We start from the raw sequence: 9,103 nt of genomic DNA, 5'->3' as shown, positions 1-9,103 counted from the left end.
TGTAACCAAGAATTGATGTGATCCATTCTTTTTTTTACACTTTTACACAATTATACGGACTTAATCGTATACCGGCGCCCGACTGGCGCAGCTCACGGCCCAAGTGCGGTATACCGGGGCCCGACTAGCTCAACTCACGGCCCGAGTGCAGCGGGGCTTCCAAAGGTTTTTATTTAATGTTTCCATTAAAAAAAGTGATCCCTAAAAAGAAATCACTTCTCTATAGCCAGAAGTCCCACTCCTTACTCCACCAAGTCATGCTTGAATGCATAGATGACGGCTTGGGTGCGGTCTTGGACTTCCAGTTTCCCTAATATATTGCTGACGTGGACTTTGACTGTTTTTAACGCAATGTATAATTCATCAGCGATTTCCTGATTGGTTTTTCCTTGGGCGACGTGCTTGAGTATTTCCATTTCCCGGTCGGTCAGTTGGTCATGCAGGTCGTCGGATGGTTTTTCCCGCATTCGGTTCATGATCTTGCCGGTGACTTCCGGCTCGAGGATGGACTGGCCTTGATGGGTGGCGCGGATAGCTTCGGCGATCTCGCTGGCTTTGGAGGTTTTCAGCATGTAGCTGGTTGCTCCTGCCTCGAGGGCCGGGTAGACTTTTTCATCGTCGAGGAAGCTGGTGACGATGATGATTTTTGCCTCGGGCCACTGTGCCATGATCTGCCTGGTCGCCTCGATGCCGTCCATTTCCTTCATGACCAGGTCCATGAGGATGACATCCGGCTTCAATTCGAGTGCTTTTTCGACCGCATCTCCTCCATCATCTGCTTCTGCGACTACCTCTATGTCCGGCTGTGCGGACAAATAGGCGGAGACGCCGATCCGCACCATTTCGTGGTCATCGGCAAACAGGACATCAATCATTGGTTTCTCCCTCCTTCGCTACGACTGGAACTTTGACTTCCAGCCTTGTTCCTTCGTTCGGCAGGCTGATCACCTTGAAGGTGCCGCCGATTTCATAGGCACGCTCTTTCATGTTCTGCAGGCCGTAGGAACTTGTTTTTATTTTGTTCATATCGAAACCGACACCATTATCGACCGCTCGCAGGATGATCATGTCATCCCGCTCGATCAGCATGATGTGGAAGGTGCTTGCCTTGGCATGCCGCAGTGTATTCGATACGGCCTCCTGGAGGATGCGGAAGAGCTGGTCCTCCACCCCTTTATCGACCGGGAACTCTTCCACCTTCCAGTCAATCTCGATCGGTATTTTCTGCGTCAGCTCTAGCAACAGCTCACGGATTCCTTCCTGCAGGGACTTGCCTTTCAGCGCGACCGGCCGCAAATGAAGAAGCAGTGCACGCATCTCCAATTGTGATTGATGGATCATTTTCTCCACCATCTGCAGCTGCTTCTGAATGTCTGTGTCCTCTGGCGGATTGGAATCATTGATGGCTGACATCATCATGGATGCAGCGAACAACTGTTGGCTGACGGAGTCATGCAGTTCCCTGGCCAGGCGGTTCCGCTCCTGGACGACGATTTCCTGGAGGCTCTTTTCCCGCTCGGTTGCCCGTTCGGTGGCGAGCCGTTGGGAATGTTCTGCCTGCTGCCGGATTTTTTCCTGTAGTTCTTCCATATGCTTCTGGATGCTGTCGAGTTCTTTATAAGCGTCTTCCTCATCGACCTTCTGCCCTTTGACCATCTGGATCAGTTTGCGGTCGATCTGATGGAGACGTACCTTCCAATACCAGCCGGTGGAAATGCCAACGATGACACCGACGGTCACCGCAATACCGGCAACGGATGCAAGGAAGGACACATCATAAATCGTCTGTTCCCAGATCATGGACCAGTCCGTGATGGAAAATGCAGTCAGCGTTACGCCGACCAGGATGAGGCTCAGCAGCAGGCTGCAGATGACGGCAGTTACAACATGTCGGATGATGATCTTCATATGCGTCTCACCTCGATATCTCCCGAGAAGATGGAGGTGATGATTTTCACGCGGGGGCCTGCCTTGTCATAGTTTTCCGTTTGATAGAACAGGGACCGGTTCATCAGTTTTTCATGATTGTTCCCCAAAATATGCGCACGGCCGAAGACGGAACTGTGATGGACACTCACTTCCACCTCATACGGCACGTAAATCTCGATATTTCCCATGATATGGCGGATGGAAATGATCGCCGTATCATTCGGCAACACCGTGTTGCTGAGGTCGATCATCCGGTTGCCGAATGCGCCGTGGATGTTGACGTCCCGCCATTGGTAGGCGGCATCCTCTGTCCGCTGCTCCTCGAATATTCTATGGTCGAATAATGGTTCTACCTTCTCAACCGGCTCGGCATACAACTCGTCCGTGCCTGGGAGGATCGGCTCGATCTGCTGTTTTTCCTTGCTGGCTTTCCGGTAGTTGATGACAAACAGGACGATTGCAGCGACAATCAGAAAGCGCACCGCCAGCAGATTCAATATGGCAAACACCACACTGATCAGGAAGACCCAGAAGACGATTTTCCCCCACAGCCGCTGAAAGTTTTTCCAGCCGATATACATGAAGATGGCAGAGAATATCGCCGGGATCAGCGTGCCCCCGAAGGAAAAGATGATTTCAAAAATAAAGAGGGCGACCCCGATGATCAGAATCCAGTTGAGTGTATCGGTATGAAAATGTTTGAACATCGGGCAGCCCTCCTTTCGTTTCTATGTAATAAAGACGCAGTTGCTGCGCCTTTATCAGTATATCATTAGTTGGCTTTTTCGTTCAGTTCTTTCTCCAGTTTGGCGATTTTGCTGTCGAATGTGCTGCGGTAATGGGCACTATTCACTTTATGCTCCAGCCCTTCGATATACCGCTCCATTTCCTCGAATTTGGAAAAAGAATGGTCGGACGCGTCATCGACGACTTTATTGATCTGATGGTTGGCATGAGCAACATTCTCACGGCCCATCAATTCCATCCGGCGCAGGTGCATATCTTTCAGCCGGTGCTTCATGTACTCGTACTTCTGTTCCAGTGTCTCCAACTCACTGATCGCCTCGTCCCGGCTCGCCTTCATCCGGTCAGCGCGCGCCTGGTATTCCTCCTGTTCCTTCCAGGCGAACTCCTGCATATCCGTCTCCCCGGCTTTTTCGGCAATGTCTGCCTGTCTTGCCCGCTTATCGGCTAGATCCTGTGCCTTCAAATACTCTCTAGTGAACTCTTCTTTCAGCTTATGCTGGCGGCCGATCAGCCGGCGCACCTTCTCCGTCTCCTGCTCACTCTGGCGCAGGTATTGGTTCAACGCCGCAATCGGATTCTTCTGTTCCTTCCGATCCATCATATCGTGCAGATCCGCTGAAAGGGAATCCTTGATCCGTGTGAAAATGTTTGTATTTGCCATTCGCAATCTCTCCTTTAGTTGTGATTAATTATTGATTTCGGCCCACTGGCGCTCGAAATTGGTAAACGGGTCATCACTGTCCATAACATCGACCACCGGGTCACTGTCATCCTTGTTCCAGTTCTGGTAGATCCAGTACAGCGCATAAGCCGCTGCCACACCAATCACCGCGTAAATATTGGAAAATACGATACTCAGAACGATCAAGCCGATGATCACCCAACCGACCTTCGCCGCCGTCGAATCACTCTTCACAAACTTCTTGAACACCACATACAGCAGCCAGCCGCTCACTGCCAGCAATACCATCGGCCCCAGATTGGCCAATAACACGAGCAAAGCGACCAGCCCGCCGACAAACAATACAAATTTCCTCATGCCTTCCGCCTCCTTTCTCTATCTTGATTCCATCTTACCGGGAAAGCGGAGATGCGGTAATGAGCCTAGGTTATATCTTTGAGTAGGTCTGGAGGCTTAGATGGGGATTGGGGGAGGGGATGCGGTGATGGGCGACCGAGTTGAGATGGTCGCGGCCCGGGTGGGCGGTCGATGGTCGACGCCCGAGTGAGATGGCATGGGGCCTGAGTGAAGCTTGCTGGCGCCCGAGTGAGGTGCATGTGGCCTGAGTGGAATATGCTGGCGACCGAGTTAAGAAGACCGCAGCCCGACTACAACCCCCCCCCTTTAACCCATATTTTATACAGACCAATTAAATAAGGGTTTTCTGCATCCGCAGAAAACCCCAATACTATTTCTTATACCAACACCGTTGTTCCTTTCTATATTCCATTCCATACTCCCTCATCAGCTTGGTGGCGATGTTTTTGGAATTCAACTGCAACCAGTGCCGGCAGTGTGCATTCCTCATCCGTTGGCCTATCAGCAGCCTGTAATCTTCCATCGCCTGTACGTGCGCCTGTCGCGATGTATGCTTACATTTTGTGCACGCCCAATTGTTATATATCCGCTTCATTCCCAATTGCCCGCACTCCGGACAGGCTACACCCGGCAAGAGCGCCCGCTCGGTGAGTTGATGTTTTTGCATGATGTCCTGGTCATATTCCCTGCATTCCTTCAGAATCAGGTTGCCGAGTCTGCGATGTTCCTTTAGCTTGGACTGAGCCAGCCGCTTGTCCATCTCCACAATTTTGACTGGAATGCCCGCCGCATGGGTGACTACATGGGAGATTTCCGAGGCCTCCCCTTTCATTTTGATCATCGTGGCAGGGTTGCTAATGGCAATGAAATAATGGATGGGAAGATTGGGGAGTTTCTTGTCGAGGATCCAATTTTGGAGATTCATTTTCTGGATTTCCGCTTGTGTTACCGGGTGTCCGAAAACGGCTTCCGCCTCACCATCATCACGGGTGAACTGATTCAAGGCGGTATCAAAGATGATCGTTCCTTCATAATTTTTCACTTCAATGATGTAGATGCCATTCGGGGTGATCACGAGGTTATCCATCTGGAATGTCTTGCCCCGCAACTGCAAACACACATCCTGCAGAATCGTATAGTCATCCGACACAATTTCCAAATAATAATCGACCTGCCGCTCCCCCTCATATCCCTTTCTGTACTTATGATAATCATATTCTATTTCGTCGAACCTTGGGAAGTTTCGCTGCAGCCTCGGAATCAATGCCTCATGCTTCTTCAACAGCAGGGGTTTAGTCCGTCTTTTAATCAGCATATACCTGCCACCTTTCCATTTTACTTCTATTTTATAGAGAGTTTGATAGAAAGGAAAAAGTGTAAAATAGGCTTTTCAGTCCGTAGAGTAGCTGGATAATTAACTTTTCTCCATAGGGGAAATTTCCAAATGGCACTCATAGGTCTAGTAAAAATAGAAAAGTAGATCCTTGAGAAAAAAGATGAGAATGGACTTAGTCCATCCCCATCTACAGGAAGGTTTATAAAAAGCTTTTGATAAAAATTCTGTTGGAGGAGGAGGGAGTGCAACACTCGGGCCGCGTACCTGCTCGCTCAGGCGACAGCTCCCGCCACTCGGGCCACGTACCCGCTTACTCAGGCGATAGCACCCGCCACTCAGGCCACATACCCGCTCACTCAGGCGTCAGCTCCTGCCACTCGGGCCGCGTACCTGCTCGCTCAGGCGACAGCACCCGCCACTCGGGCCACGTACCCGCTCACTCAGGCGTCAGCAACCTCCACTCGGGCCGCGCCCTGCTCACTCGGGCGACAGCCTCAGCCACATCAACCTACTCCCTCAAAAATCACTCACCAAACTCGACAACCAACACGTCACCAATAATCTTCGGCAGGTCGGTGTTGTCATGGTAGCCAGAGAACTCATCGGCTCCCGGGCCGTATGCGTATACTTGAATATCTACGCCGGTGTGGTTGGTGCTTGTCCAGCCGATATTGGCGCGGTCGCTGACCACTTTGTTGATGGCAGTGGCTGCGTCATCCGCTTCTTGGATGAACTGGATTTCCTCATCAGTCAGGTCGAATCCGGTATGCTCGTTCAGCACGTCGGCGACATTGCTGCGTTCCTCATTCAGCTGGGAAGCCATGGACTCGCCAGTTGCTGTGATGCCGCGCAGGACGTCAGGATCTGCTGTTGCGGATCCGTTGGCACCGACGGTCATGCCGCCTGTTTCATGGTCACCGGCAACGACGACTAGTGTCTCGCCATCTTCTTCTGCGAATTCAACGGCTTCTTCTACTGCTTGTTCAAATGCTTCAACGTCTGTCATTGCCCATCCAGCGTCGTTCGCATGGCCGGCCCAGTCGATCTGGCTGCCTTCCACCATCAGGAAGAATCCGTCCTCATCTTCTTCCAGGGTGCTGATCGCTGTTTCGGTCATTTCTGCCAAGCTTGGCTCTTCTGCCTCATCACGCAGCACTTCTGGGGAAAGGGCGCCGTCAGCAAACAGTCCCAGCAGTTTTTCTCCTTCTTCCACGTCTACATCCGCTTCACTCAATGCTTCAGGAGTTTCCACGAATTGATAGTTTTGCTCTGCTGCTTGTTCCAAGAGATTTGCTTCTGGCTGGTTTCCTCCCTCAGATTCAGGCAGGAAGTTATTTTTTCCGCCGCCTAGCAGGACGTCTACTTCATTTTCCAACAGATCTGCGGCAATTTCTGTTTCATTGTTGCGGTCTATATTATGTGCGGCAAAAGAGGCTGGGGTCGCATGGGTGATGGTTGATGTAGCGACAAGCCCTGCTGATTTATCCTCTTCTTCCTTCAAGTATTCCAGGATGGTCTGAACTTCATTGCCATCCGTGTCCAGTCCGATGGTTCCGTTATTCGTCTTCACGCCGGTTGCCATGGCGGTGCCGGCCGCTGCTGAATCCGTGATATTGGAGTCAGCAGAATATGTAGTGAACATGCCTTTCAGCAGGTCGTCCCAGACCGCTTCCTCTCCTTTATACATACGATAATTGGCTGCATAGTCCGTATTGAATCCATCCGGAATCATGTAGATGACATTTTCCACCTCTTGCTCCGAATTGCCTCTCTCATCATCGCTGTTACCTCTCTCATCGTCCTTTACACTCCAAGGCCCTCCAGGCTGTCCAGCCCACTCGGGTGCGTTTCCTTTTCCATTCCCGTTTCCAGGATGTGCGCCTGCACCTGCAGCCGCTGAAAATAGTAAGCCGGCACTCAGTGCGGCGATCCCTATCTTTTTAATCATGAAATCTCTCCTCTCAAATGTGATACAAACCAAGTATAAAGAAAAGAGATTAATAGAAAGTTAAGCTCATATTAAGATAATTTGAAATTTTTTCCACCTAAATTCCTGATACTTTTTGTCTGTATATCCTGTCGAAACGCAGGAATTATTGCCAATAAATGGCGGAATGGCACCTATTCATACGCGTGTGCACCTTTTGACCCAGGGGAAGATTTATCTGGAATTGCCGCATAAAATTAAGGACTTTTGAACGTCATCCCATTGAATTGATTGTCCATCCAAAGAAATAAGTTGTTTCCGTCATAATCCCTGTCCGATATAAATAGAATAAAGCAACAAGCCATTGAGGGAGGGGTTCAATGACAAAGACGAGGACGATCACCGAGGACATGCTGGCTCGTTTTCATGAGCTGCATCGTCGTCGCAAGGAAATCGATCAAGAAATGAACCAGCTCAAGGAAGATTTTCATGCCTATTTTGATGAGCAGGTTGGAACGAATGTAAAAGGAGAATTGATCGAAGGAAATTTCAAATTACAGCGGCAAGTCCGCCGCTCGGATAGATTTGTGGATGACGCGACCATCTCGCGCCTCGAGGAATTGAATATGGAGGATCTGATTAAAGTGGTTAAGAAGCCGGACGGCGACAAAATCAACGCCGCTGTCGAGCTCGGACTGTTGAACGAGCGGGATCTGGATGGGTGCAAGATATCCAAGTATTCTCCGGCGATTACCGTGAAGGAGGTGTAGGGATATGTGGGATAAGCAGTCGATCTGGACACCGTCGATTGTGGATCAGATGAAGAAGGGCCAGCTACCGCTCCCGGTCCCTATGCTATGCCTGCAATCCCGCTATCACCTGTACCACCCGCCATGAGCACGGCTCTATCGAAATGCAGCACAATCGTATGATGAAACTCCCGGACGGGCAGCGTATGGATGTCCCATTGTCGAAATCGAAAACGACGCTGCCCCTTCGCGAAGCTCTTTCATCCATAGCTGTGGACGTCATTTCTTTACATACTCCCATTTTCTATCGTCTTTCTCTTTTGTAGAATCCAATGTATTCTCCTCACCTGCTTTAGTCGGGCGAAAGCACTCCCGGCTCGGGCCGCGGACCACTGTACTCGGGCCTCTGCTCCTGACTCTCGGGCTTCGCACCTGCTCACTCGGGCGACAGCAACCTTCACTCAGGCCGCGCTACCGCTCACTCGGGCACCAGCAACCTCCACTCAGGCCGCGCTACCGCTCACTCGGGCGGCAGCAACCTCCACTCCTGCCCCCAATCACCATCAACGATAGATAGAATAAACAATGAAACCCGCTATCAATACGAGAACCAATATCCCGGTCCCCTTCCAACCTAAACCGCCTACCAAGTCAGCAAGATTGCTTCCGTGAATACTGCTCGAAGGTTTCTTCAATTCCTGTTGCCGCAACCTTTCTCTTCTTTCTTCCGGAGTCTCTTCATTTTTACCCATGTATTCACCCCTCTCATTCGCTACAACCACCAAATCAGCAACCCCACAATGGCCAGTATTACTGCAAAACCTAATACTGCTTCGATTGCATCATTTTTATTTTTTATTTCTTCCTTTATCCCTTCCTTCACACCTTGCACAATCCCTACGACGATTGCACTTGCTACAAATAGGACCACAATTGCCGCCAGCACTGTTACAGCGCCTACAAGCCAATCCCATATCAAGATAAGCAATATAATTAATAGATAAAATCCTAGTACGCTGAATAAAAGACTTAACACTTCATTTTCTCCCTTTGATTATAATTTGTTGTCATTCATGTTTGCTATGTTCCTCATAATCTGGGGTTGTTACCTTTTTCTATCACTCTCTAAGCATAGCTATTCCATCAGGCTATGCCATGCACCTGTTCACTCGGGCGACAGCAACCGCCACTCGGGCTGCGCTCACGCTCACTCGGGCCTCAGCTCCCGCCACGCGGGCCGCGCAATCGCTCACTCGGGCGACAGCAACCTCCACTCAGGCCGCGCTACCGCTCACTCGGGCGACAGCTCGGTAGTGTCAAGAAGTCTGTGTAATCCACTCTCCCTGATAAGGAAACCAAGTTGGTTTTATATGGAG

At 50.4% G+C, this 9,103-nt stretch carries 10 protein-coding genes; 1 reads left to right on the top strand and 9 read right to left on the bottom strand.

Going from position 1 to position 9,103, the window contains the following annotated elements; all coding sequences use genetic code 11:
* Positions 1 to 242: 242 nt before the first annotated feature.
* From ACFOGI_RS05745 to ACFOGI_RS05715, 7 genes are all read right to left on the bottom strand, one after another.
* Positions 243 to 875 carry a response regulator gene (locus ACFOGI_RS05745; protein ID WP_390269792.1) on the bottom strand — a complete coding sequence of 211 codons (633 nt, stop codon included), beginning with the start codon at positions 873 to 875 and terminating at the stop codon, positions 243 to 245.
* Positions 868 to 1,908 carry a sensor histidine kinase gene (locus tag ACFOGI_RS05740; protein ID WP_390269789.1) on the bottom strand — a complete coding sequence of 347 codons (1,041 nt, stop codon included), beginning with the start codon at positions 1,906 to 1,908 and terminating at the stop codon, positions 868 to 870. Before ACFOGI_RS05740 ends, ACFOGI_RS05745 begins: the two co-directional genes overlap by 8 nt.
* Positions 1,905 to 2,636 (bottom strand): cell wall-active antibiotics response protein LiaF, encoded by a 732-nt coding sequence (liaF, locus tag ACFOGI_RS05735; protein ID WP_390269786.1) that lies wholly within the window; start codon positions 2,634 to 2,636, stop codon positions 1,905 to 1,907. The genes ACFOGI_RS05740 and liaF overlap by 4 nt, the downstream gene beginning before the upstream one ends.
* A gap of 65 nt (positions 2,637 to 2,701) precedes the next feature.
* A complete protein-coding gene (locus tag ACFOGI_RS05730) occupies positions 2,702 to 3,337 on the bottom strand; it encodes a PspA/IM30 family protein (protein ID WP_390269783.1) in 636 nt (211 codons plus the stop codon).
* 24 nt (positions 3,338 to 3,361) lie between these two features.
* A complete protein-coding gene (locus tag ACFOGI_RS05725) occupies positions 3,362 to 3,715 on the bottom strand; it encodes a lmo0954 family membrane protein (protein ID WP_390269780.1) in 354 nt (117 codons plus the stop codon).
* 370 nt (positions 3,716 to 4,085) lie between these two features.
* Positions 4,086 to 5,030 carry an NERD domain-containing protein gene (locus ACFOGI_RS05720; protein WP_390269777.1) on the bottom strand — a complete coding sequence of 315 codons (945 nt, stop codon included), beginning with the start codon at positions 5,028 to 5,030 and terminating at the stop codon, positions 4,086 to 4,088.
* A 544-nt stretch (positions 5,031 to 5,574) separates the two neighbouring features.
* On the bottom strand, positions 5,575 to 6,999 hold the full coding sequence (locus tag ACFOGI_RS05715; RefSeq protein WP_390269774.1) for an alkaline phosphatase: 1,425 nt from the start codon (positions 6,997 to 6,999) through the stop codon (positions 5,575 to 5,577).
* A 359-nt stretch (positions 7,000 to 7,358) separates the two neighbouring features.
* Between ACFOGI_RS05715 and ACFOGI_RS05710 the strand changes: the two genes are divergently transcribed.
* Positions 7,359 to 7,748, top strand: coding sequence for a hypothetical protein (locus ACFOGI_RS05710; protein ID WP_390269771.1), 390 nt, complete (start codon positions 7,359 to 7,361; stop codon positions 7,746 to 7,748).
* 542 nt (positions 7,749 to 8,290) lie between these two features.
* Here ACFOGI_RS05710 and ACFOGI_RS05705 read toward each other — a convergent pair.
* Together ACFOGI_RS05705 and ACFOGI_RS05700 are read right to left on the bottom strand one after the other, a co-directional pair.
* Entirely contained in the window at positions 8,291 to 8,479 is a 189-nt protein-coding gene (locus ACFOGI_RS05705) for a DUF6366 family protein (RefSeq protein WP_390269768.1), read from the bottom strand.
* Between the two features lie 20 nt (positions 8,480 to 8,499).
* Positions 8,500 to 8,763, bottom strand: coding sequence for a hypothetical protein (locus tag ACFOGI_RS05700; RefSeq protein ID WP_390269766.1), 264 nt, complete (start codon positions 8,761 to 8,763; stop codon positions 8,500 to 8,502).
* Positions 8,764 to 9,103 lie beyond the last annotated feature (340 nt).

This window comes from Virgibacillus xinjiangensis (assembly GCF_042643145.1).
Lineage (GTDB): Bacteria > Bacillota > Bacilli > Bacillales > Amphibacillaceae > Virgibacillus_O > Virgibacillus_O xinjiangensis.
The sequence above is the reverse complement of the archived record's forward strand: the minus strand, read 5'-3'. Positions and strand labels throughout refer to the sequence as shown.

Coding starts and splice junctions, on each gene's coding strand:
- ACFOGI_RS05745 (WP_390269792.1), bottom strand. CDS start 875: ATGATTGATGTCCTGTTTGCCGATGACCACGAAATGGTGCGGATCGGC.
- ACFOGI_RS05740 (WP_390269789.1), bottom strand. CDS start 1,908: ATGAAGATCATCATCCGACATGTTGTAACTGCCGTCATCTGCAGCCTG.
- liaF (WP_390269786.1), bottom strand. CDS start 2,636: ATGTTCAAACATTTTCATACCGATACACTCAACTGGATTCTGATCATC.
- ACFOGI_RS05730 (WP_390269783.1), bottom strand. CDS start 3,337: ATGGCAAATACAAACATTTTCACACGGATCAAGGATTCCCTTTCAGCG.
- ACFOGI_RS05725 (WP_390269780.1), bottom strand. CDS start 3,715: ATGAGGAAATTTGTATTGTTTGTCGGCGGGCTGGTCGCTTTGCTCGTG.
- ACFOGI_RS05720 (WP_390269777.1), bottom strand. CDS start 5,030: ATGCTGATTAAAAGACGGACTAAACCCCTGCTGTTGAAGAAGCATGAG.
- ACFOGI_RS05715 (WP_390269774.1), bottom strand. CDS start 6,999: ATGATTAAAAAGATAGGGATCGCCGCACTGAGTGCCGGCTTACTATTT.
- ACFOGI_RS05710 (WP_390269771.1), top strand. CDS start 7,359: ATGACAAAGACGAGGACGATCACCGAGGACATGCTGGCTCGTTTTCAT.
- ACFOGI_RS05705 (WP_390269768.1), bottom strand. CDS start 8,479: ATGGGTAAAAATGAAGAGACTCCGGAAGAAAGAAGAGAAAGGTTGCGG.